This window comes from Pseudomonas sp. UBA5666, from assembly GCF_002420785.1.
Lineage (GTDB): Bacteria > Pseudomonadota > Gammaproteobacteria > Pseudomonadales > Pseudomonadaceae > Aquipseudomonas > Aquipseudomonas fulva.
The window spans coordinates 144,848-168,724 of sequence record NZ_DIIQ01000016.1 but is presented as its reverse complement, the minus strand read 5'-3'; the positions used below and the strand labels follow the sequence as shown (position 1 = coordinate 168,724).

Here is a 23,877-nt window from a genome sequence, read left to right as displayed (position 1 = left end):
GGAAGTGGGGCGCATTATAAGCGGATTAGGAACTGCGTCAACCACTATTTTCAGAAATCGCGAGACAAGCACCTATTACCCCAATACCAACTCAAGCCGACCTTCCCTGTCGGCGGTGTACGCGGGGAAGCGAACGGGCAACAGCCGGTATCCTCAGCACTATCAATAGCAGCCCAATAAAGGCATAGACAGCCCACTCCCGCAGGTCAGATCGCACAATCCATAGGAAATGCAGCAGCCCCAAGCCCAGTACCGCGTAGACCAGCCTGTGCAGCTTTTTCCATCGCGCGCCCAGGCGGCGCTGACTGTAGCGATTGGAGGTGACCGCCAACACCAGCAAACCCAGCAAGCCAAGCGCACCGACGATGATGTACGGCCGCTTGCGCAGCTCTACCGTCAACTGTCCCCAGTCCAACCCCAGGATAAAGAACAGATACGCCAGCACGTGCAACACGATGTAGGCAAACACCCACAGCCCAAGTTGACGTCGCACCACGATCCAGCCCGGCCAACCCGTAACCCGCTGCAATGGCGTCATGCACAGGCTGATCAATAGAAACACCAAGGCGCCCAACCCCAATCGATCCATCAACACCTTGCCCGGATCAGGGCCCAACAGGTTGACCGAGGCCTCATAGAGCCACCAGGCCGGAAACAAGCAGCCTGCCATGAATATGCCCAGACGAAACCAGGGGTATCGCATCAGTAGTTCTTCCGCAGATCGAGCCCGTCATATAGCGACGCCACCTCATCGGCATAGCCGTTGAACATCTGTGTCTCCCGCACGTTGGGACTGAACAGCCCGCTAGGTAACCTGCGTTCACGAGCCTGGCTCCAGCGCGGGTGATCGACCGTCGGGTTCACATTGGCATAGAAACCATACTCGTCCGGGGCCAACCCCTGCCACGTGGTTTTCGGTTGTTCTGCCACCAGGCTGATGCGCACGATCGACTTGATGCTTTTGAAACCATACTTCCAAGGCACGACCAACCTGAGCGGCGCCCCGTTCTGGTTCGGCAGCTCCCGGCCATACATACCGACTGCCAGGATGGCCAACGGATGCATCGCCTCATCCAGGCGCAGCCCCTCTTCATAAGGCCAATCGATCAATGCAAAGCCAGAACGTTGGCCGGGCATGCTCTTGGGATCCTCGAGCGTTTCGAAACGGACATAACGGGCCTTGGAGGTGGGCTCGACCTGCTTGAGCACGTGCGCCAATGGAAAACCCAGCCACGGAATGACCATCGACCACGCCTCCACGCAGCGAAGCCGGTAGACACGCTCTTCAAGTTGGTAGGGTTTGACGAAGTCCTCCAGTGCATAGCGACCGGGTTTACCCACTTCCCCATCGATGACAACGCTCCAGGGTTCGGTCTTGAGGCTGTCTGCGTTGGCAGCCGGGTCGCCCTTGTCGGGCCCGAACTCATAGAAGTTGTTGTAGTGGGTGGCATCCTTGAAGGGGGTCACGGCTTCGTTCTGGACTGTCACCGCCTGCCAGCGGGTATCGGGCAGCTTTTCCGCAAACCAGGCAGGCGCCTTGCCAGCCTGTACGTCAGGATAGCGAGACGGCTCGCCAGCCAGGACATTGCCTGGCAACGTACCCAGTGCCAGACCCGCGAGCGAACCGCCCATCAGGGCGCGGCGCGAGAGATAGAGACCTTCAGGGGTGATCTCCGACGCCTTGCATTCGGAAGACCTGGAAAGCTTGATAAGCATGAGCGGCTCCACAGCACTGGATAACGGATGTACCAGTAAGACTATGGAGCCGGAGGGTTATTCCACAATTAAGCGATTATCACCCTTTTCGGCGACGCGAGCGCAGCAGGAACTGAATGGGGCCGGAAGCCGCATAGGCCAGGAAGGCCAGCAGCAGAATGCGCGGTGGATCGCTGAAGACCACCGCGAACACCAGCACCACGGCAAGGATCGCCACGAAAGGTACACGCCCCTTGAGGTCAAGCTCCTTGAAACTGTTGTACTTGATGTTGCTGACCATCAGCATGCCCGCAGCCGCCACCAACAGCGCCACCAGGAACGAGAGCTTCGAGCCCTGGATGCCATAGTCGCTGAACGCCCATACGGTACCGGCTACCACACCGGCCGCAGCCGGGCTGGCCAAGCCGATGAAATAGCGTTTGTCGGCGGTTCCCACCTGTGTATTGAAACGCGCCAGGCGAAGCGCAGCACCGGCCACATAAATGAAGGCCACCATCCAGCCGACCTTGCCCATGTCACCCAGCGCCCAGCCAAAGGCCAGCAGGGCCGGGGCCACGCCGAAGGCGACCATGTCCGACAGCGAGTCGTACTCGGCGCCGAAGGCGCTCTGGGTATTGGTCATGCGCGCCACCCGGCCATCGAGGCCATCGAGCACCATGGCCACGAAGATGGCGATGGCAGCAAAGGCAAAATACTTGCTCGCTTCGCGTGGATCGCCAGCGCTCAGGGCACTCTGCGCGTTCATCGAACTGATGATGGAATAGAAACCGGCGAACAGGTTCGCGGTGGTGAACAGGTTGGGCAGCAGATAAATGCCGCGATGACGCACCTTGCGCCCTTCGTCGTCATGCCCCTCTTCAATGTGCTCATCGACAGGTAGCAGGCTTTCGGCGTCGGAGGGCTTGTTCGGCTCTTCGGGACGTTCGCTCATGGAGGGTACCTTGCAACAGGATGGAAAAAGTTCGACACGGGCCCGCTAAACAGGTTCTGACGGCGGGCCACTGGTCTGCTTTATACCAGAAGCTGGCTGCCAGAACGAAAAAACGCGGCCTAAGCCGCGTTTTTCATCGTTCGACGAACCTTAGTTCTTGGTCTTGTCGACAATCTTGTTGGCCGAGATCCACGGCATCATCGAACGCAGTTTCTCGCCGATGACTTCGATGCCGTGCGCGGCGTTGTTACGGCGCTTGGCGGTCATCGATGGGTAGTTGGTAGCACCTTCGGAGATGAACATCTTCGCGTACTCGCCGTCCTGGATGCGCTTGAGTGCATTGCGCATGGCTTTACGGGATTCTTCGTTGATGACTTCCGGACCGGTCACGTACTCGCCGTATTCGGCGTTGTTGGAGATCGAGTAGTTCATGTTGGCGATACCGCCTTCGTACATGAGGTCAACGATCAGCTTCAGCTCGTGCAAGCACTCGAAGTAGGCCATTTCAGGGGCATAGCCCGCTTCGACCAGAGTCTCGAAACCAGCCTTGACCAGTTCGACGGTACCGCCACACAGCACGGCCTGCTCGCCGAACAGGTCGGTTTCGGTCTCGTCCTTGAAGGTGGTTTCGATGATACCGGTACGGCCACCACCCACACCCGAGGCGTAGGACAGGGCAACGTTCTTGGCATTGCCAGAAGCATCCTGATAGATGGCGATCAGGTCAGGGATACCGCCACCTTTGACGAACTCGGAGCGCACGGTGTGACCCGGGGCTTTCGGTGCGATCATGATCACGTCGAGGTCGCCGCGTGGAACCACCTGGTTGTAGTGAATCGCGAAGCCATGGGAGAACGCCAGGGTAGCGCCCTTCTTGATGTTCGGTTCGATTTCCTGCTTGTACAGCTGGCCCTGGAATTCGTCCGGGGTCAGGATCATGACCAGGTCGGCAGCGGCGACCGCCGAGGCTACGTCGGTCACTTTCAGGCCGTGGGCTTCTGCCTTGGCAACGGTGGCCGAACCTTTACGCAGACCGATAGTGACGTCCACACCGGAGTCTTTCAGGTTGCACGCCTGAGCGTGGCCTTGGGAGCCGTAGCCGATGATGGCGACTTTCTTACCTTGGATGATGGAAAGGTCGCAGTCTTTATCGTAGAAAACTTTCATGAAATACCCCTGGTTATATCCCGGCCCCAAAGGAGCCATCGCTAATTTATTGTTGAATTCAGATGCTGAGCACTTTGTCGCCACGGGCAATGCCGGTAACGCCGCTGCGCACGGTTTCGAGAATCGATGCGGTGCCGATGGCCTGGATGAAGCTGTCCAGCTTGTCGCTGGTGCCGCTCAGTTGCACGGTGTACACGCTGGCGGTCACATCGACGATCTGGCCACGGAAGATATCCGTGGTGCGCTTGATCTCGGCACGCTGGGCACCGGTGGCCTTGACCTTGACCAACATCAGCTCGCGTTCGATATGAGCGCTTTCCGACAGGTCGACAAGCTTGACCACTTCGACCAGCTTGTTCAGGTTCTTGGTGATCTGTTCGATCACTTCGTCATGGCCAACGGTGGTCAACGTCAGACGCGACAGGGTCGGGTCTTCAGTCGGCGCCACGGTCAGGCTTTCAATGTTGTAGTTGCGCTGGGAGAACAGGCCGACCACACGGGACAAGGCACCCGGTTCGTTTTCCAGCAGCAGGGAGATGATGTGCCGCATATCAGGTACGCTCCGTCTTGCTCAGCCACATGTCACGCATCGAACCGTCCTTGATCTGCATCGGATAGACATGCTCGCTACGGTCAACCGCGATGTCGATGAACACTAGGCGATCCTTCATCGCGAAGGCTTCCTCGAGCTTGGGCTTGAGGTCCTTCAGGCTGGTAATGCGGATACCCACATGGCCATAGGCCTCGGCCAGCTTGATGAAGTCGGGCAGCGACTCGACATAAGAGTGCGAGTGACGGCCGTTGTAGGCCATGTCCTGCCACTGGCGAACCATGCCCAGCACACCGTTGTTCATGTTGACGATCTTGACTGGCAGGCCGTACTGCATGCAGGTCGACAGCTCCTGGATGTTCATCTGGATGCTGCCTTCACCGGTTACACAGGCCACGTCCTGGTCCGGGAAATTGAGCTTGATGCCCATCGCTGCCGGGAAGCCGAAGCCCATGGTGCCCAGGCCACCGGAGTTGATCCAGCGGTTGGGTTTGTTGAAGCGGTAGTACTGGGCAGCGAACATCTGGTGCTGGCCCACGTCCGAGGTCACAAAGGCATCGCCGTTGGTAACTTCGCACAGGGTCTCGATGACTTTCTGCGGCTTGATGACATTGCCGTCGCCCTTGTCATAAGGGAACAGCTCGCCATTGCCACGCCATTCGTCGATCTGCTTCCACCAGGCATCCAGCGACGCCTTCTCAGGCTGCTCGCCGATTTCCTTGAGAATGCCGATCATCTCGGACAACACGCTGTCCACTGGGCCAACGATCGGTACGTCGGCCTTGATCATCTTGGAGATCGACGCCGGGTCGATGTCGATGTGGATGATCTTGGCGTTCGGGCAGAACTTGGCCGGGCCGTTGACCACACGGTCGTCGAAACGCGCGCCTACGGCGAAGATGACATCGGCGTTGTGCATGGCCATGTTGGCGGTGAAGCTGCCATGCATGCCCAGCATGCCAAGGAACTGGCGATCGGTACCCGGGAAGCAGCCCAACCCCATGAGGGTATTGGTGACGGGCAAGTTCAGCGACTTGGCGATCTCGGTCAGGGACTCGGATCCACCACCCAGGATCACGCCGCCGCCGGCGTAGACGATTGGGCGCTTGGCAGCCAGCAGCATTTCTGCTGCCTTGCGAATCTGCCCGGAATGACCGCGCACGGCCGGGCTGTAGGAGCGCAGCTTGACCTTCTTGGGATACACGTACTCGAATTTTTCAGCCGGGTTGGTCATGTCCTTGGGGATATCGACCACCACCGGGCCTGGGCGGCCGGATTGCGCCAGGTAGAACGCTTTTTTCAGGATTTCCGGAATCTCGGTCGGGTTCTTGATCATGAAGCTGTGCTTCACGATAGGCCGGGAGATACCGATCATGTCGGTTTCCTGGAAGGCATCGGTACCTACCATGGTGCTAGGCACCTGGCCGGACAGAATGACCATCGGAATGGAGTCCATGTAGGCAGTGGCAATGCCCGTGATGGCATTGGTCGCACCCGGGCCGGACGTCACCAGCACCACGCCGGCCTTGCCGGTAGCGCGGGCGTAGCCGTCGGCCATGTGAGTCGCCGCCTGTTCGTGGCGAACCAGGATGTGCTCGACTTCCGGTTCCTTGAACAGCGCGTCGTAGACGTGCAGGAGAGCACCACCAGGGTACCCGTAGATGTGCTTAACGCCTTCGTCACGCAAGAAGCGGACGACCATCTCAGCGCCAGATAAAAGCTCCACGTTGTTCACCTCTAAAACGCCAGAATACCGCCCCAACAGGCGGGTCTTAATAGGTTTACTGCCAAGCAGAGCATGAGCGAACGTCAGCACTGACTGAGCAAGTATTGGGAGCTCCCCAGAGTGTTGCGGGGGTTTCCCACCCAGCGCGAGGTAACGCGTTGCGGGGTGTAACAGGTCGGCGCGGGTGTGCGCCTCATGATCTGCTTAGCGGGTCTGCTTCTGGCAGTCCCACTACAGCGGAAGTTGGATTCTTGTGATTTGGCGGCGACAAGTCAAGAAAAATTATTGCCAATTTTCAGCCAAGATGAATTCCTGGCACCACTAAAAATCACTAAAGCAGCAGGAAAATTAAGATTTCCGTAAAAAAGGGCCACAATCTGCGGCCCTTGAAGGAAAATTGGAAGAAATCAGGCGGTCGGGGCGATCAATTGGTCGAATGCTGCCAACAGTCGGCGCAGCTCCCGGCTCTGCTCCGGCCGGTTCACGAACACGGTTTCAGCCATGGTGAGGATCCCCGACGCGTTGGGCAATGGATGCCCCAACTCGATGATGATCTTCATGCGCGGCAGAAAAATCCACTGCAGCCACTGCTCGAAACGCAAGGTGTCGACCGCAAAGGGCACCGTGCTCTCCAGGGCATCGTCGTCAGGCGCCTCGTCGTCCCACCAACCTTGCACCTGCAACTCACGCTCGATCAGCATCAGGTGATCGGCAATGGCCAGTACCCGCGGTTCCACCGTCACGAGCTCACCCGTGCCTTTTGCCGTGCCTGCGCTGCCCCGGCACTGTCGCCTTGCTTTTCACGCGCCTGGGCGATCGTATTCCACAACTCGGCCTGCAAGCTCGGACGACCATTGGCATAGGTCAGCGCACGGCGCGCCAACTGCTCGGCCTGTGGGGCGTCGCCTTGGGACAGCCTTACCTGCGCCAACCGGTAGAGCACCTGCGGCTCGCGCGGTGCGATCCGCTGGGCCCGCTCCAGGCTCGACGCCGCGCCGTTGAAATCGCCGCTGCCCTGCTGCGTCTGGGCGGTGGTCAGCAGTGCCAGCACCGGCCCATCGAGCTGTTCGTCAGCGGACAACCCGCCGCCAGCGCCGCTACGCGGAATGCCGGTAGGCGCGCTGTTGGCCTTGGGGGCCGATGCGCTGTTCATTGACGCGATATCGAAAGGCTCGTCGGCAATGGGGTTAGGGTCAGTGGTAATCGGTTGGGCGTTAACCGGCTCGGTGGTGATCGGCGTCGTGCTGATAGGCGCCGCGCCATTGCCAGCAGGGAACGTCTGGATGCCGGACGCCCCGGCCCCCTGGGGAATCATCACCGTGACGCCGGAATCCTCCGGCAGGGTCTGCGCCTGGGGCGTGCCGGCATTGATGCCAGGTGTCTGGCGCTTGGCCGTGACGCGCTCGCTGTTGGACACGCGGGTACTGGAGTCGACCACCGGTATATTGCCGCGAGGCACGCTGGAGCACCCCTGGAGCACCACCAGCGCCGTCACGACAGGAAACAGCCACTTGTTCACGTCACACCTCTTCAATGCAGCCTGTGCTTAATTCATCCAGCCCTTGACCCAGTCCATGACCGATTCAGCTGGATTCTGCTCGCCGCCACAGGTCGCGCCGGCAGGCGGTTCACTCCCGCGAATATACGGCATCTGCACGGCGCCCGGACAGCTGCTGTCAGACCCCTGGCCGCTGTACGGATCGATCCAGGCCTGCACAACGTTGTCGGGCTGGGGCATGTCGAGCGGCAGTGGGTCGGCTTTTTTCATGAAGCTGGTCCACACCTGCAGCGCGCCGGTAGCGCCGGTGAAGGGCGTTTTACCGTTGTCGTCGCGGCCCATCCAGACCACTGCCAGCAGGTCCTGGCTGAAGCCTGAGAACCAGCTGTCACGTGAATCGTTGCTGGTACCGGTCTTGCCCGCCAGGGTGAGGGTGCGCGGCAAGGTGTTGTATACCGAGCGCCCGGTGCCTTCACGCATGACCCGCTGCATGGCGTTCTGGACCAGGTAGATGGCCGCCGGGTCGAACGTCTGCTGGATCTGGAACGGGTAGCGCTTGAGCGGTTCGCCTTCGGCTGTCAGTACACTGCGAATACCGCGCATCGGCGTGTTGAAGCCGCCGTTGGCCAGGGTCTGGTACATGGTCGCGACCTGCATCGGCGACATCCCGCCTGCACCCAGCAACATTGATGGGAACGCCGGCCAGTCCACATCCACACCCAGGCGCCCGATGGTCTTGATCACGTTCGGCACACCCACTTCCAGGCCGAGCTTGGCGGTGGAGAGGTTGTACGAGTGCGCCAGCCCCTGGTACAGGTAGATGGTGCCGTGCGAACGCCTGTCGTAGTTCTGCGGGCGCCATACCTGTCCGTTGGCAGCCTTGACCGAGAACGGTTCGTCCTGCACCCAGCTGGTCAGGGTGTACTTGCTCGGCTGCTCGAGGGCCGTCAGGTACACCGCCGGCTTGACCAGGGAACCAATCGGGCGCACGGCATCGATGGCTCGGTTGAAGCCGGCAAAGCCCGACTGGCGGCTGCCGATCAGTGCCTGCACCTCGCCGGTCTCCGGGTTGGTCACGACCATCGCCGATTCCACCTCGTCGGCGCCCTTGCGCCCGGCCAGGCGCTTGAACGTCTCGTTCATCGAGGTTTCGGCTTTCATCTGCAGGATCGGGTCGAAGCTGGTGAAAATGCGCAGCCCTTCTTCGGTCAAGTCTTCGTCGCGGTAGTCCTGACGCAGCTGGCGCTTGACCAGGTCGAGGAAGGCCGGGAACGAACTGTCGGCCAGACTGCCGCGCTTGGTGACGCCCAGCGGCATCTTCTTCGCCGCATCCACTTCGGCCTGGCTGGCCACACCCTGCTCGGCGACCAGGTCCAGTACCAGGTTACGCCTGGCCAACGCACGTTCCGGGTAACGGCGCGGGTTGTAGTAGGACGGGCCCTTGACCATGCCGACCAGCAACGCAATTTGATGCAGCTTGAGCTCGGACAACGGCTGGCTGAAGAAGAACTGGCTGGCCAGGCCGAAACCGTGCACGGCACGCTGACCGTCCTGGCCGACGAACACCTCGTTAAGGTAGGCCTCCAGGATTTCGCGCTTGTCGTAATGCAGTTCCAGCAATACCGCCATCATCGCCTCGGTCAGCTTGCGGCTCAGGCTGCGCTCACTGGTGAGGTAGAAATTCTTGACCAACTGCTGGGTCAGGGTACTGCCACCCTGGCGCATCGATCCGGACGAGGTATTGACCCACATGGCCCGGGCGATGGATTTGGGCGACACGCCCAAGTGACTGTAGAAATCGCGGTCTTCGGTGGCCACAAGGGTTTCGAGCAGGTACTTGGGCACCTGGTCGATCTTGATCAGGATGCGATCCTCCAGGTTCTTGGGGTAGATGCCGCCGATCATCAGCGGCTCCAGCCGCACCACATCCAAGGCCTTGCCGTCGGCGCCCGCCAGTCCCGCCACGTAATCGCCGGAGAACCGTACACGGACGAACTGGGCAGGCTCCATGCCCTCATAGAACTGGAACCCACGTGTATTGAGGTCCACCGTGTTGCCGTTCACCGCTGCCGCGCCTGGCCCATTGGCGGCACTTTCACGGCGATAACCCAGCGCGTCGAGTTCGGTGAGGAAGTCGTTCTTGCTCAGTTTCTGGCCGGTGAACAGCTCCAGCGGCCTGGCATACACCTTGGCGGGGATAGTCCAGCGCTTGCCGGAAAACTTTTCCTGCACGACGGCATCGAGGTAGACCGCGAAGCCAGCGATGATCACCAAGCCGACCAGGCTGAGCTTCAAAGCCCAGCCCAGCCAGGCACGGGAGCGGCAGGTCGGGCGTTTTTTGGGGGTACGGGAATTTCGAGATCGAGTCATGGCGGCGGATTATACGCACTTTACTGAGGCTGGGCAGGCGGCCCGGCGGTAGGCAGGGACGGCACCATTGACCATAATGGCCGATTCGAATTCCCTGCCCCCGGAAGGATTTCCCGTGAGCCAAGCCCTCATCACTGCGTTGCAGAACCCTGCCCTGTACCCCCACCCCGTGGATGGGTTCCACCTCATCGAGACGCATATCTCCTGGGTATTGCTCACGGGTGAGTATGCCTACAAGATCAAGAAGCCGATGAACTTCGGCTTCCTCGACTTCACCCACCTGGATCAGCGCCAGCACTTCTGCAACGAAGAACTGCGCCTGAATCAGCGCCTGACCGACGGTCTGTACCTGGAGGTGCTGCCAATCACCGGCACCGCCGACGCCCCGCAGATCGGTGGAGAGGGCCAGGCCATCGAATTCGCTTTGAAAATGCGCCAATTCCCACAGGGACAGATGCTGTCAACTCTCCAGGCCAACGGTGAGCTGACCGCTGCCCATGTCGACCAGATGGCCCGCCAGATCGCCGAGTTCCACATGCAGGCGCCTCGCGTGCCGGTGGAGCACCCGCTGGGTACGCCAGAAAGCGTGATGGCACCGGTGGAGCAGAACTTCGAACAGATCCGTCCGTTTCTGAGCGACAAGGCCGACCTGCAACAGCTCGACGCCCTGCAAGCTTGGGCGCGCAGCAGTTTCGACCGCTTGCATGGGCTGCTCGAACGCCGCAAGGCCGAAGGTTTCATTCGCGAATGCCACGGCGACATTCACCTGGGCAACGCGACCCTGATCGATGGCCAGGTGGTGATCTTCGATTGCATCGAATTCAATGAGCCCTTCCGCCTGACCGACGTCTATGCCGATACCGGCTTCCTGGCCATGGACCTGGAGGACCGCGGGCTCAAGTGCCTGGCCCGGCGTTTCATCAGCCAGTACCTGGAACTGACCGGCGACTATGAAGGGCTGGAGTTGCTCAACTTCTACAAGGCCTACCGCGCCCTGGTGCGTGCCAAGGTCGCGCTGTTCAGCATGCCTGCCGACGCCGATGGCGTACAGAAGGCCACGACCCTGCGTACCTACCGCAACTACGCCAATCTCGCAGAAAGCTACAGCGCCATTCCTTCACGCCTGCTGGCCATTACCCATGGGGTTTCGGCAGTCGGCAAGAGCCATGTCGCCATGCGTCTGGTCGAAGCGCTGGGCGCCGTGCGCGTGCGCTCGGATGTGGAACGCAAACGTCTGTTCGGCGAACAGGCGCAAGACACGACAGGCCAGTTGAGCGCAGGCATCTACGACCAAGAGGCCAGTGCAGCCACTTACCAGCGCCTTCACCAGATTGCAGGTACCGTGCTGCGGGCAGGCTTGCCGGTGGTACTCGACGCCACCTACCTCAAGCATGCACAGCGCCAAGCCGCCGCCGACGTCGCGAGCCAAACAGGCGTCCCCTTCCTGATCCTCGATTGCCATGCCCCGGATGCCGTGATCAACAGCTGGCTGCAGCAACGCCAGGCGCAGAACCAGGATCCGTCGGATGCCACCCTGGAGGTCGTTCAGGCCCAACAGGCAAGCCGTGAGCCGTTGGCTGCCGAGGAAGTCGCCTTGAGCACGCCGGTAGACACCCAGGCGAGCAGCAGCATGGACCATGTCATCGAGCAAATCCGTCAGCGCCTGCCAGGGCTCTGATACCTGAAGCGGCAAGACGCCGTTTCAAGCGACGCGCCTCCGACCTGCGGCCTTGTCAAAAGGCCGCGCACGTGTAGGGCCCCGCTACACTTGCTCCAGCGCCATGCGCTCTTTCCTCAACCATCGCAAGGAGGCGTGATGACCGAGGATCTGCAATGCCTGAAAAACCTTGGCAAGACGTCAGTCCAGTGGCTTAAGGCCGCCGGCGTGCAAACCCCGTCGGATCTGCGCCGCCTTGGCGCAGTCCAGGCCTACTTGACGGTGAAGGCTCGCGGTTTTCGCGCTACCAAGGTACTGCTGTTCGCCATCGAAGGCGCCCTGCTGGATGTTGCCTGGAGAGCGCTGCCGCACCCGCGCAAGACGGCACTGCTCGAGCTGCTGGAAGCCGCCACTCGGCGCGAGGCAAAAATAAAGTGTAATAAGCTATTGACCCATGAATGAGAATCGTTATGATTATCACAACTGGTCGCGAGACTGGTTGGATAGCCTCAGAGCCCTTGGTTCGGACTCTCAGATTATCTCCTCATCAGGCTAATCACGGTTATTGACCCGGCACTTTGCCGGGTCTTTTTTTGCCTGGCTGTTCAGGTCGAGTACCTGACCGACGTCTTGAACACGCCTGCTTCTCTTTCAGCGGGCGATGACCAACGGATGCCCACGCTCAGGGTGCGCCTGCACGATGACGTCGATTCCGAAGACGGCCTTGAGCGCCTTTGGTGTGAGCACACGGGCAGGGCTGGCCAAGGCGTAACTGCGCCCCTGTTCCAGCAACAGGATCTGGTCACAGAACCGCGCTGCCAGGTTAAGGTCATGCAGAATGAGCAAAACGGCAGCGCCACGATCCGCGAAACGACGCACCGCCTCCAGGGTCGTGTGCTGGTGCAGCGGGTCGAGCATGGAGGTGGGCTCGTCGAGCAACAACGTCACGCCCTCTTCGCCCGGCCACAACTGCGCCATCACCCGTGCCAGGTGCACCCGCTGGCGCTCGCCACCCGACAGCGCCAGGTAACTGCGCTGTGCAAGGTGGGCTGCATCTGCTGCCTGCAATGCCGCCTCCACAATCTGTGCGTCACGCAGGCGCCCTGTGGCATGCGGCATGCGCCCCATCCCCACGACGTCCTGCACCTGGAACGCAAAACCGAGGCTGGCCACCTGTGGCAACACCGCCAATCGCTGCGCGCGCTCGGGGCCGGCCCAGCCCGAAAGCGGTCGCCCTTGCAGTGTCACTCGCCCCTGCGCAGGCACGAGTTCGCCACTGAGCGCTCCCAGTAGACTGCTTTTGCCCGCACCATTCGGGCCCAATACACCGACGATCTGCCCAGGCGGTAGCTGCAGATCGATACCCCGCAGAACGTCCTGTTGACCACGGCGCAGGTAGAGGCCTTCGGTTTGCAGCATCACGCGCGCCCTCGGATCAGCAGGTACAGGAAAAACGGCGCGCCAATGAAAGCGGTGACGATACCAATGGGAAGCTCGGCAGGGGCCAGCAGCAGCCGCGCCACCAGATCGGCCATCAGCATCAAAGCGCCACCTGCCAACAACGAGGCAGGCAATACCACCCGGTGGTCAGGGCCGGCCAGCATTCGCACCAAATGCGGCACCACCAGGCCGATGAAACCGATCAAGCCGGCTGCGGCCACCGCCGCCCCGACGCCCAATGCCGTGCAGAACACCAACTCGCGCTTCAGGCGCTCGACGTCGATACCCAGATGGCGGGCTTCGGACTCCCCCAGCATCAGCACGTTGAGCGCCCTCGCCCGGCGAGGTAGCCAGAGCGAAACGCCCGTCGCGACCAGCAGCAGAGGCCAGATCCGCGCGTAACTTGCGCCATTGAGGCTGCCCAGGTTCCAGAACGTCAAGGTGCGCAGGGTGGCGTCATCTGCCAGGTAGCTGAAGAGCCCCACGGTCGCGCCGCCCAGTGCGGTCATGGCCACCCCGGCCAGCAGCATGGTGGCCACATTGGTCTGCCCGTCGCGCCTGCCTAGCCGGTATACCAGCGCGGTCACACCCAGTCCGCCCAGAAACGCACACAGCGACAACAGATACGGTGACAAACCCTCGGGTATGTTACCCAGCCATTGACTCCCAACGATCGCGACTGCGGCGCCAACCGCCGCACCGGCCGCCACGCCTACCAGCCCAGGGTCTGCCAGCGGGTTGCGAAACAAACCCTGCATGGCCACCCCCGACAAGGCCAGCACCGCGCCCACAGCCAGCCCCAGTAGCGTTCGCGGGAGGCGGATCTGGCCAATGATCATCTGCGCCTGCTGCAAACCCTCTGCTGCAAGCGGTACACCCAAAAGCCGCAAGCTGGCCTGCAGGGTATCGGTCAGCGGCAGACTCACGGGCCCCAGCGACAAGGAAAGCAGGATGGCGAGCACGCATGCACAGCCCAGCCAGATGAACAACGTGCGCGGTCGAACCCGTGGCCTCATGGCGCGAAGCGGATAGTGGCCGACGGATAGAACGCAGCGGCCAGCACCCTAAGCGTGGCTGGCAAGCGCGGCCCCAGCCCACCGACCAGCAAGGTCGGGTCAAGCTGAACCAGGCGCTGATCGTGCACTGCACGCGAGGCGGCCAGTGCAGGGTTTTCCTTCAACAGTGCCTGCAAGGCTGCTTGATCGGTGAGCACGCGGTCCGAGAACACGATGACGTCCGGGTCCAGCGCCGCGAGCGCCTCGCTGGAAAAGTCCTTGTAGCCCTGATGGGTTGCAAGGTTACGTCCCCCGGCCTGCTGCAAGACCCAATCCCCTGCCGTGCCGGTACCTGCCAACAGCGGCTTGGCACCGGCATGCCCCACGAGCAACACCACGCCGGGCGCGGGCTGCTCGGCTTGTGCCTGGCGTACCTTGTCGTGCAGTTCATCGAGCTGATGGCGAAAGTCTTCAGTCGCACGTGCGGCCTGCGCCTGGGCCCCAAGCAGATCGCCCAGGCGCTTGAGGGTCTGCCCGAGGGCATCGATATCGGGCTGGCTGGAGAACACCTCGACGGGCACGCCGGCCCTGGTGATCTGTGCCAACACCGGCGGTGGGCCCATTTCATCCGTACCTATCAACCTGTCAGGGCGCAGGCTCAGAATGCCTTCGGCGGACAACTGGCGCTGATAACCAATACTGGGCAGTGCTTTCAAGGAGGCTGGGTGTTGGCTGGTGGTATCGACGCCGACCAACCGCCGCTCAGCGCCCAACGCGACCACCCACTCGCTCAAGGCACCGCCAGCACTGACCCAACGGCTTGACTGTTCGGCTGCCAGGGCCTTGGTGCAGAGCAGTGGGCAGGCGGCAAGAACAAGCACGGCGGCAAGGCGACGCATCATTGGATTTCCTTTATTGGATTGGCCCCCACACCTTGTAGCAGGCGGCAGAACTGCGCACCATGCAACGCCAGGCGCAGCGAATGACAGCCATTTGATAATTGTTCGCATTGACGCGTCAAGTCGACCACCGTTCCAAGAGTCAGGCCTGCCATGCACTTTCTTTGCCCCTCCCACAGCTTGCCCGAAGGCCAGAGCCGCCCGTTCGATGTAGACGGCGTTCTCCTGCTGGGCGTTCGCCGCCAAGGCAGCGTCTACCTCTACCGCAACCGCTGCCCGCACCGTGGCATTGCATTGAACGGGCCGCAGGAACGTTTTCTGGACGGCAGCAACAGCCTTATTCACTGTAGCCACCACGGCGCACTCTTTTTGATCGAGACGGGCGAATGTGTGTCCGGGCCTTGCGAAGGCGAGTCGTTGCAGGCCCTGGACTGCCTCGAAGACAGTCAGGGCATCTGGCTCAAGGCGTGAGGATCACCGGCAGGCGCCGGTCAATGACGATGCCCTCGGCATCCAGCCGGGTTCCATAGGCCAGCACTTCGACCCCCTCGGCCGCCGCCACCTTCAGCGCTTGGGCATAGGCCATGTCGATCTCATCGGCCGGTCGTACGGCCTCGATACCCGTCAGGTTCACGCAATACAGCTGAACCGCCCGTATGCCTTGACGCGCCAGCTTGGCCAGCTCGCGCAGGTGCTTGGCACCGCGCTGGGTGACGGCGTCCGGGAACGCCGCCGTGGTGCTGTCGGCGTAACCCAGGGTTACGCTTTTCACTTCCACGTAAGCCGGTGCACCGTCGAATTCCAGACGAAAATCGATGCGACTGCCTTCTTCACCGTAGGCCACCTCCCGCTTGAGTGCAGTGAAACCTGCCAGTTCGGTGATGATCCCCGCCCGCAGCGCCTCCTCCACCAATGCGTTGGCGCGGCCGGTGTTGACGCACGCCAGCCTACCTTGCGGGGTTTCGCTGATTTCCCAGGTGCCTGGCAGTTTGCGTTTCGGGTCACTTGAGCGACTGAACCACACCAGGCCACCCTCGCGCATGCAATTGAGCATGGAGCCGGTGTTGGGGCAATGGATGGTCAGCTGCTCGCCAGTGGCCAGTTCGATGTCGGCCAGAAAGCGCTTGTACCGGCGCAGCAGCCGACCTTGTTCAAGGGCAGGAGAAAAGCGCATCAGCCCTGCCAGCTCTGCAGGCCACGGGCAATCCGCTGGACCGCTTGCTCCAGGCGCGGCAGGCTTTGGGTGTAGGCGAAGCGCACATGATGGCCGGCCAGGTGGCGACCAAAGTCCAGCCCAGGGGTAAACGCCACGTGCTCGGTTTCCAGGAAATGTCGGCAGAAGCCGAAGGCATCACCCCCGAATGCGCTGATATCGGCGTACAGATAAAACGCGCCCTGGGGCTCCACGGCAATCTTGAAACCCAGGCTGCGCAGGGCTGGCAGCAGGTAATCACGGCGTTTGGCAAATTCTGCCCGGCGCGTCTCGAAGATCCCGAGCGCCTCCGGCTGGAAGCAGGCCAGCGCGGCGTGCTGGGCCATGCTGGGTGCGCTGATGTAGAGGTTTTGCGCCAATTTCTCAAGGTCAGCCACCGCATCTTCGGGTGCCACCAACCAACCCAGGCGCCAACCGGTCATGCCGAAATATTTGGAAAAGCTATTTAGCACAAAGGCCGAATCGTCCACCTCGAGCACGCTGGGCGCATCCATGCCATAGGTCAGGCCGTGGTAGATCTCGTCCACGACCAGGTGACCGGCGCGGGCGCGCGTGGCTTGGGCAAGGCTGGCCAACGCCTCGCGCCCCAGCACCGTCCCCGTCGGGTTGGCAGGTGATGCCACCAAGGCGCCGACCGTATCGGCATTCCAGTGTTTGTGCACCAGCTCTGCATCGAGCTGATAGTTCACCTCAGGCCCTACGGGCACCAACTGCGCCCCGCCCTCGATCAGGCGCAAGAAGTGGCGATTGCACGGGTAGCCCGGGTCGGCCAGCAGCCAATGCTTGCCGGGATCGACCAGCAGGCTGCTGGCCAGCAGCAGCGCCCCGGAACCACCTGGCGTGATCAGGATGCGCTCCGGATCGACGTCAAGGCCGTAGCGCTGACCATAGAAACCGGCGATTGCCTGGCGCAGTGCCGGCAGACCACGGGCGGCCGTGTACCGGGTGTGGCCTTCGGCAAGCGCGGCTTGCCCAGCGGCAACGATGGGCGCCGCCGTGGTGAAGTCCGGCTCGCCGATCTCGAGGTGGATCACGTCATGCCCGGCTGCCTGCAGCTCATTGGCACGCGCCAGCAGCGCCATGACATGGAAGGGTTCGATGGCGCGACTGCGCGCACTGTAGGGTTGGGCCATGTCCTTCTCTCAATCGGGTCTAAACTTGGGATTCTACCCTTGCGCGCAATCGAACGTACGGTTCGCGCCGGTGTCAGTAAGCAGGATCGGGCGGGCTAGCGCACCCCCGATCTATCTGGTAAGTTCGGCGGCTCGCAGTCGCAGGGCCGGCGGTCGCCGGAGATGGAGCATCCTGCGCATAGGATCAGATGAGTGAGAGGCGGTCTATTCATGTCCACCGTAGAAAAGCAAAAAACCGGTCAAACCATGTACGGTGTCGAGCCCTATCAAGAGACCAAGGGCGAAGAATACATGGGTGAGCCCATGAAGAAGCACTTCACCAAGCTTCTCAATGCCTGGAAAGGCGAGCTCATGCAGAGCGTGGACCGCACCGTGGACCACATGAAGGACGAAGCGGCGAACTTCCCCGACCCGGCCGACCGTGCCAGCCAGGAAGAAGAATTCGCCCTCGAGCTGCGCAACCGCGACCGCGAGCGCAAGCTGATCAAGAAAATCGACAAGACCCTGCAAAAGATTCAGGACGAAGAATACGGCTGGTGCGATTCCTGCGGGATCGAGATTGGCTTGCGCCGTCTGGAGGCCCGTCCTACCGCCGACCTGTGCTTTGACTGCAAGGAAATTGCCGAGAAGAAAGAAAAGACCGTCGGCAAAGGCTGATCGTCTTCTTCTCCAAACGGGGCGCATCATGCGCCCCGCTTCATTTATATACCCTGCCCGATCATGACCCAGTCCCGTTACATCGGCCGCTTTGCCCCCACCCCCAGCGGTTTCCTGCATTTTGGCTCCCTGGTAGCCGCCCTGGCGTCCTGGCTGGACGCCCGAGCCGTGGGCGGGCGTTGGCTGCTGCGCATGGAGGACACCGACCCGCCACGGGAAATGCCCGGCGCGCGCGATGCCATCCTGCAAACCCTGGAGCGCTACGGCCTGGAATGGGATGGCGAAGTGGCTTTCCAGAGCCTGCGCTTTGATGTCTATGCCAGCGTGGTCGACCGCCTGTTCAACATGGGCCTGGCATACGCCTGCACCTGTTCGCGCAAGCAGCTGGAAGCGTACGGCGGCATCTACCCCGGCTTTTGTCGCAACGCCGGGCACGCCCGCGAAGGTGCGGCGATTCGTATCCGGGTACCGGAGCTGACCTACCGCTTCACCGACCGGGTACAAGGCGAGTACCAGCAGCACCTGGGCCGCGACGTCGGCGACTTCGTCATTCAGCGCCGCGACGGGCTCTATGCCTATCAGTTGGCGGTGGTGCTCGATGACGCCTGGCAAGGCATCACCGACATCGTGCGCGGCGCCGACTTGCTCGACAACACTCCCCGTCAACTGTACCTGCAGGAGTTGCTCGGCTTCACGCAGCCGCGCTACCTGCATGTCCCGCTGATCGTCCAGCCTGACGGCCACAAGCTGGGCAAGTCGTACCGCTCCCCGCCCTTGCAGGCCGACCAGGCCACCCCGCTGCTGCTGCGCGCGCTCAGGGCACTGGGCCAGGACACGCCCGCGCAGCTCGCAAGTGCCACCCCGACCGAAGTGCTGGCCCTGGCACGTGCGCAGTGGCGGCCCGAACGCATTGCCCAGCGCACCACGGTCCCTGAGGCCGACTTGCGCTAGGCCGGGTTTCGATAACCCGCCAACCTGAATCAAAAGGCCATGAAATTCAAACCCTTGGCCAACGCTGCCGATTCCCGCTAGCATCCGCCACGCCATATGCGCCAATAATAGATCCACACCCGCAGCGCCCAACCGTCGAGGCCCGCATGTACATCTATCGTTTGGTCCTGCTTCTGGTCGTGGGGATCTACCTGTTCTCCCCGGCCATCATGGACTGGTGGATCGAGCCCACCGGAGCCTGGTACCGCCCGTACCTGCTCTGGCTCATCCTGATCGTCGTCACTTTCATCCTGCAGAGCCAACGAGATGCCGATGAGCTTTAGCCTGACCCAGATGATCCTGATCAGTGCCGGCTACCTGCTGGTGCTGTTCGGCGTGGCCTGGGTCAGCGAACGCGGCTTGATACCGCGCTCGATCATCCGCCACCCCCTTACCTACACCTTGTCGCTGGGGGTTTATGCCAGCGCCTGGGCGTTCTACGGATCGGTCGGGCTGGCCTACCAGTACGGCTACGGCTTTCTGGCCTGTTACCTGGGGGTATCCGGGGCGTTCCTGCTGGCACCGGTGTTGCTGTATCCGATCCTGAAGATCACCCGGACCTACCAGCTATCGTCCCTGGCCGATCTGCTGGCTTTTCGCTTTCGCAGCACCTGGGCCGGGGCTCTGACCACGGTGATCATGCTGATCGGGGTGTTGCCGCTGCTTGCCCTGCAGATCCAGGCCGTGGCCGACTCCATCAGCATCCTCACCGGGGAGCCGGTCAAGGCCCGGGTAGCGTTCGCCTTCTGTGCCCTCATCATCCTGTTCACCATCTTCTTCGGTTCAAGGCACATCGCTACCCGTGAGAAGCACGAGGGGCTGGTCTTCGCCATCGCCTTCGAGTCGGTGATCAAGCTCATCTCCCTGGGCGGCATCGGCCTTTATGCCCTGTATGGTGTCTTTGGCGGGCCCCACGGCCTGGAGGTCTGGCTGCTGCAGAACCAGACGGCGCTCGCGGCCCTGCACACGCCCTTGCAGGAAGGCCCGTGGCGCACCTTGCTGCTGGTGTTCTTCGCCTCGGCGATCGTCATGCCGCACATGTACCACATGGCGTTCACCGAAAACCTCAACCCGCGTTCGCTGGTCAGCGCCAGCTGGGGGCTGCCGCTGTTCCTGCTGCTGATGAGCCTGGCCGTGCCCCTGGTGCTGTGGGCCGGCTTGCGCCTGGGCGCCAGTACCAACCCGGAATACTTCACCTTGGGGTTGGGCATCGCGGCCAACAACCAGGCCTTGGCCCTGCTGGCCTATGTCGGCGGGCTTTCGGCAGCCAGCGGGTTGATCATCGTGACCACCCTCGCCCTCTCGGGCATGGCGCTCAATCACCTGGTCCTGCCGCTGTACCAGCCGCCTGCCGAGGGCAACATCTACCGCTGGCTGAAGTGGACGCGCCGGGCCTTGATCGTGGCCATCATCACCGCCGGCTTCATGTTCTACCTCACCCAGAGCAACCACCAGAGCCTGGCCAACCTGGGCATCGTCGCGTTCGTGGCCACCTTGCAGTTCCTGCCAGGGGTCCTGTCGGTGCTGTACTGGCCCACGGCGAATAGGCGGGGGTTCATTGCCGGCTTAGTGGCGGGCACCCTGGTGTGGATGGGCACCATGCTGCTGCCGCTGCTGGGTAACCTGCAGGGTTTCTACATCCCCTTGCTGGACATGATCTACGTGCTCGACGACACCAGCTGGCACATGGCAGCCATTGCATCGCTGGCCGCCAACGTGCTGCTGTTCACCTTGATCTCCTTGTTCACCAATGCCAGCAACGAAGAGGTGGCCGCGGCCGAAGCCTGCGCCGTCGACAACGTCCGCCGTCCCCAGCGCCGCGAACTGCACGCCGCCTCGCCACAGGAGTTCGCCACCCAGTTGGCCAAGCCACTGGGCGCCAAGGCCGCGCAGAAAGAAGTGGAGCAAGCCCTGCGCGACCTGTATCTGCCCTTCGACGAGCGGCGCCCCTACGCCCTGCGTCGGTTGCGCGACCGCATCGAGGCCAACCTGTCCGGCCTGATGGGCCCAAGCGTGGCCCAGGACATGGTGGAGACCTTCCTGCCCTACAAGTCGGGCAATGAAAACTATGTGACCGAAGACATCCACTTCATCGAAAGCCGGTTGGAAGACTACCACTCGCGCCTGACCGGCCTGGCTGCCGAACTCGACGCGTTGCGCCGCTATCACCGCCAGACGCTTCAGGAGCTGCCGATGGGGGTATGTTCCCTGGCCAAGGACCAGGAAATCCTCATGTGGAACAAGGCCATGGAAGAGCTGACCGGCATTGCGGCCAAGCACGTGGTCGGTTCGCGCCTGATCACCATTGCCGAACCCTGGCGGGGCCTGCTGCAGGGCTTCATCAATGTGCCGGATGAACACTTGCACAAGCAGCGCCTGGCCCTGGACGGCCAGCCGCGCTGGCTGAACCTGCACAAGGCCGCCATCGACGAACCGCTGGCCCCAGGCAACAGTGGCCTGGTGCTGCTGGTGGAAGACCTGACCGACACCCAGGCCCTGGAAGACAAGCTGGTGCACTCCGAACGCCTGGCCAGCATCGGTCGCCTGGCGGCGGGTGTGGCCCACGAGATCGGCAACCCGATCACCGGCATCGCCTGCCTTGCGCAGAACCTTCGCGAGGAGCGCGAAGGGGATGGGGAAATCATCGAGCTGTCCAGCCAGATCCTCGAACAGACCAAGCGGGTGTCGCGCATCGTACAGTCGCTGATGAGCTTCGCCCATGCAGGCGGCAGTCATCAGAACAGCGAAGAACCCGTGTGCCTGGCCGAAGTGGCCCAGGACGCCATTGGCCTGCTGGCCTTGAATCGGCGCAACTTCGACGTGCAGTTCTTCAACCTGTGCGACCCCGACCACTGGGCAGAGGGCGACCCGCAGCGCCTGGCCCAGGTGCTGATCAACCTGCTGTCCAATGCGCGGGACGCTTCCCCACCCGGCAGCGCGATCCGCGTGCGCACCGTGGGCTGCGAGCACACGGTCGACCTGATCGTGGAGGATGAGGGCAGCGGCATTCCGAAGAACATCATGGATCGCTTGTTCGAACCCTTCTTCACCACCAAGGACCCTGGCGAGGGAACCGGGCTGGGCCTTGCGCTGGTCTATTCCATCGTGGAAGAGCATTATGGACAAATCACCATCGACAGCCCGGCCGATATCGAACGGCAACGTGGCACACGGATCCGCGTGACCCTGCCCCGGCATGTCGTAGCGACGTCCCCTGAAAATCGAGACCGTCGAGAGAATTGAATCAATGCCGCATATTCTGATCGTCGAAGACGAAACCATCATCCGCTCGGCCCTGCGACGCCTGCTCGAACGGAACCAGTACCAGGTCAGCGAAGCCGGCTCGGTGCAGGAAGCACAGGAACGCTTCAGCATTGCGACCTTCGACCTGATCGTCAGCGACCTGCGCCTGCCGGGTGCCCCTGGCACCGAGTTGATCAAGCTCGGCGAGGGCAGGCCTGTGCTGATCATGACCAGCTACGCCAGCCTGCGCTCGGCCGTGGACTCGATGAAAATGGGCGCGGTCGACTACATCGCCAAGCCGTTCGATCATGATGAGATGCTCCAGGCGGTTGCGCGCATCCTGCGTGATCGGCCAAGCGCGCCTCCCGCAGCCCCTGAGCCACGCCCGGTTTCCGGCAAGTCTGCCCCGGCGGACAAAGCCAGCGCACCGGCGACCAACGGAGATATCGGCATCATCGGTTCCTGCGCCCCCATGCAGGACATGTTCAACAAGATCCGCAAGGTCGCCCCTACCGATTCCAATGTGCTGATCCAGGGTGAATCAGGCACCGGCAAGGAACTGGTCGCCCGCGCGCTGCACAACCTGTCTCGGCGGGCCAAGGCACCGATGATTTCGGTCAACTGCGCGGCGATTCCCGAAACGCTCATCGAGTCCGAGCTGTTCGGTCACGAAAAGGGCGCCTTTACCGGCGCCAGCGCAGGCCGGGCCGGGCTGGTGGAGGCTGCTGACGGCGGCACCTTGTTCCTTGACGAGATCGGCGAACTGCCACTCGAAGCTCAGGCGCGCCTGTTGCGCGTGCTTCAGGAAGGGGAAATTCGCCGGGTGGGTTCGGTGCAGTCGCAAAAGGTCGACGTGCGCCTGATCGCGGCCACTCACCGAGACCTGAAAAACCTGGCCAAGGCCGGTCAGTTCCGTGAAGACTTGTATTACCGCTTGCACGTGATCGCGCTCAAGCTACCTGCCCTGCGCGAGCGTGGCAGCGATGTGAACGAAATTGCCAGTGCCTTCCTGGCCCGCCAGTGCGCGCGGATCGGGCGCGACGATCTGCACTTCTCTTCCGAGGCAGAGCAGGCCATTCGTCACTACAGCTGGCCCGGCAACGTGCGAGAACTGGAAAACGCCGTGGAGCGCGCGGTGATCCTGAGCGAGAGCCCGGAAATTTCGGCGGAGCTGTTGGGCATCGACATCGAGCTCAGCGAGCTGGACGAGGACGAGCTGCTCGACAGTACGCTGACCGTGGCCGGTGCCGCCACGGCCAGTCATGAGCCGACCGAAGACCTGTCGCTGGAGGACTACTTCCAGCATTTCGTGTTGGAGCATCAGGACCACATGACGGAGACCGAGCTGGCACGCAAGCTGGGCGTCAGCCGTAAATGCCTTTGGGAGCGCAGGCAGCGCCTGGGTATTCCACGCCGTAAAACCAACGCCACCAGCGAGAACTGATTCAACCGGGCAGGCGTCATCTCCTGCCCGTCTTCGGTCACCCTGCAAAGCCCTTCCTCGTAATAGGGCTCAAACCCATTCCCCGCACCCTCCCCCTCTGCAAAAATCTGTTACCTGCCTGCTGGCACGTAACAGTTACCGAGGCAAACGGTAACGAAAAACACGTTGCGCCCCTGGGATGCAACCCTGCAGAAATGACCAAACCCCCGGATTTGCTGGGCCAGCCAAAGTTGGCACGCCTTCTGCTA

General features: G+C 62.0%; 22 protein-coding genes. 8 read left to right on the top strand and 14 right to left on the bottom strand.

Features of this window, described 5'->3' with window-relative positions; translation table 11 throughout:
* Positions 1-91: 91 nt before the first annotated feature.
* The 9 genes from msrQ to mrcB all read right to left on the bottom strand — a co-directional run bounded on the left by msrQ (position 92) and on the right by mrcB (position 9,958).
* Positions 92-703, bottom strand: coding sequence for a protein-methionine-sulfoxide reductase heme-binding subunit MsrQ (msrQ, locus tag B2Y33_RS10445; RefSeq protein WP_027915384.1), 612 nt, complete (start codon positions 701-703; stop codon positions 92-94).
* Positions 703-1,716, bottom strand: a complete 1,014-nt coding sequence (gene msrP / locus B2Y33_RS10440; RefSeq protein ID WP_027915385.1) for a protein-methionine-sulfoxide reductase catalytic subunit MsrP — start codon at positions 1,714-1,716, stop codon at positions 703-705. Before msrP ends, msrQ begins: the two co-directional genes overlap by 1 nt.
* A 79-nt stretch (positions 1,717-1,795) precedes the next feature.
* Positions 1,796-2,647 (bottom strand): CDP-diacylglycerol--serine O-phosphatidyltransferase, encoded by an 852-nt coding sequence (gene pssA, locus B2Y33_RS10435; RefSeq protein WP_023533151.1) that lies wholly within the window; start codon positions 2,645-2,647, stop codon positions 1,796-1,798.
* A 150-nt stretch (positions 2,648-2,797) separates the two neighbouring features.
* Positions 2,798-3,814: a ketol-acid reductoisomerase gene (gene ilvC, locus B2Y33_RS10430; RefSeq protein ID WP_023533144.1), complete on the bottom strand. Its 1,017-nt coding sequence runs from the start codon at positions 3,812-3,814 to the stop codon at positions 2,798-2,800.
* Positions 3,815-3,872: 58 nt separating this feature from the next.
* Positions 3,873-4,364: an acetolactate synthase small subunit gene (gene ilvN / locus B2Y33_RS10425; RefSeq protein WP_003250040.1), complete on the bottom strand. Its 492-nt coding sequence runs from the start codon at positions 4,362-4,364 to the stop codon at positions 3,873-3,875.
* Position 4,365: 1 nt separating this feature from the next.
* Complete coding sequence (locus tag B2Y33_RS10420; protein WP_023533127.1) at positions 4,366-6,090, bottom strand: acetolactate synthase 3 large subunit; 1,725 nt, start codon at positions 6,088-6,090, stop codon at positions 4,366-4,368.
* A 407-nt stretch (positions 6,091-6,497) separates the two neighbouring features.
* Positions 6,498-6,827, bottom strand: a complete 330-nt coding sequence (locus B2Y33_RS10415) for a YqcC family protein (RefSeq protein ID WP_023533148.1) — start codon at positions 6,825-6,827, stop codon at positions 6,498-6,500.
* A 2-nt stretch (positions 6,828-6,829) separates the two neighbouring features.
* On the bottom strand, positions 6,830-7,609 hold the full coding sequence (locus tag B2Y33_RS10410) for a tetratricopeptide repeat protein (protein WP_206405588.1): 780 nt from the start codon (positions 7,607-7,609) through the stop codon (positions 6,830-6,832).
* 27 nt (positions 7,610-7,636) lie between these two features.
* Entirely contained in the window at positions 7,637-9,958 is a 2,322-nt protein-coding gene (gene mrcB / locus B2Y33_RS10405; RefSeq protein ID WP_027915387.1) for a penicillin-binding protein 1B, read from the bottom strand.
* Between the two features lie 115 nt (positions 9,959-10,073).
* On the opposite strand from mrcB, the gene B2Y33_RS10400 reads away from it, so the two are divergent.
* Complete coding sequence (locus B2Y33_RS10400; RefSeq protein ID WP_206405587.1) at positions 10,074-11,636, top strand: AAA family ATPase; 1,563 nt, start codon at positions 10,074-10,076, stop codon at positions 11,634-11,636.
* A gap of 138 nt (positions 11,637-11,774) precedes the next feature.
* Positions 11,775-12,077, top strand: coding sequence for a TfoX/Sxy family protein (locus B2Y33_RS10395; RefSeq protein WP_027915389.1), 303 nt, complete (start codon positions 11,775-11,777; stop codon positions 12,075-12,077).
* Between the two features lie 189 nt (positions 12,078-12,266).
* Here B2Y33_RS10395 and B2Y33_RS10390 read toward each other — a convergent pair whose 3' ends face one another.
* Genes B2Y33_RS10390 through B2Y33_RS10380 form a run of 3 tightly spaced genes read right to left on the bottom strand, consistent with a single transcriptional unit; the run spans position 12,267 to position 14,952 of the window.
* On the bottom strand, positions 12,267-13,034 hold the full coding sequence (locus B2Y33_RS10390; RefSeq protein WP_027915390.1) for a heme ABC transporter ATP-binding protein: 768 nt from the start codon (positions 13,032-13,034) through the stop codon (positions 12,267-12,269).
* Complete coding sequence (locus tag B2Y33_RS10385) at positions 13,034-14,017, bottom strand: FecCD family ABC transporter permease (protein WP_173645898.1); 984 nt, start codon at positions 14,015-14,017, stop codon at positions 13,034-13,036. Before B2Y33_RS10385 ends, B2Y33_RS10390 begins: the two co-directional genes overlap by 1 nt.
* Positions 14,018-14,067: 50 nt before the next feature.
* Entirely contained in the window at positions 14,068-14,952 is an 885-nt protein-coding gene (locus B2Y33_RS10380) for a heme/hemin ABC transporter substrate-binding protein (RefSeq protein ID WP_027915392.1), read from the bottom strand.
* Positions 14,953-15,102: 150 nt separating this feature from the next.
* Between B2Y33_RS10380 and B2Y33_RS10375 the strand changes: the two genes are divergently transcribed.
* A complete protein-coding gene (locus tag B2Y33_RS10375; RefSeq protein WP_027915393.1) occupies positions 15,103-15,420 on the top strand; it encodes a Rieske (2Fe-2S) protein in 318 nt (105 codons plus the stop codon).
* Here the strand turns inward: B2Y33_RS10375 and sfsA are convergent.
* On the bottom strand, positions 15,410-16,123 hold the full coding sequence (gene sfsA / locus B2Y33_RS10370; RefSeq protein ID WP_027915394.1) for a DNA/RNA nuclease SfsA: 714 nt from the start codon (positions 16,121-16,123) through the stop codon (positions 15,410-15,412). The two genes, B2Y33_RS10375 and sfsA, sit on opposite strands and share 11 nt — an antisense overlap.
* Positions 16,123-17,295, bottom strand: coding sequence for a pyridoxal phosphate-dependent aminotransferase (locus tag B2Y33_RS10365; RefSeq protein WP_027915395.1), 1,173 nt, complete (start codon positions 17,293-17,295; stop codon positions 16,123-16,125). The genes sfsA and B2Y33_RS10365 overlap by 1 nt, the downstream gene beginning before the upstream one ends.
* A 210-nt stretch (positions 17,296-17,505) precedes the next feature.
* Here B2Y33_RS10365 and dksA point away from each other — a divergent pair, with 210 nt between their 5' ends.
* The 5 genes from dksA (at position 17,506) to B2Y33_RS10340 (ending at position 23,629) form a co-directional block, all read left to right on the top strand.
* Complete coding sequence (dksA, locus tag B2Y33_RS10360; protein ID WP_023533176.1) at positions 17,506-17,952, top strand: RNA polymerase-binding protein DksA; 447 nt, start codon at positions 17,506-17,508, stop codon at positions 17,950-17,952.
* A gap of 63 nt (positions 17,953-18,015) precedes the next feature.
* Positions 18,016-18,903: a tRNA glutamyl-Q(34) synthetase GluQRS gene (gene gluQRS, locus B2Y33_RS10355; protein ID WP_027915396.1), complete on the top strand. Its 888-nt coding sequence runs from the start codon at positions 18,016-18,018 to the stop codon at positions 18,901-18,903.
* A gap of 146 nt (positions 18,904-19,049) precedes the next feature.
* Positions 19,050-19,226, top strand: coding sequence for a hypothetical protein (locus B2Y33_RS10350; RefSeq protein ID WP_003250005.1), 177 nt, complete (start codon positions 19,050-19,052; stop codon positions 19,224-19,226).
* Positions 19,210-22,185 (top strand): sensor histidine kinase, encoded by a 2,976-nt coding sequence (locus tag B2Y33_RS10345; protein ID WP_027915397.1) that lies wholly within the window; start codon positions 19,210-19,212, stop codon positions 22,183-22,185. The genes B2Y33_RS10350 and B2Y33_RS10345 overlap by 17 nt, the downstream gene beginning before the upstream one ends.
* A 4-nt stretch (positions 22,186-22,189) precedes the next feature.
* Positions 22,190-23,629 (top strand): sigma-54-dependent transcriptional regulator, encoded by a 1,440-nt coding sequence (locus B2Y33_RS10340; protein WP_027915398.1) that lies wholly within the window; start codon positions 22,190-22,192, stop codon positions 23,627-23,629.
* Positions 23,630-23,877: the final 248 nt, after the last annotated feature.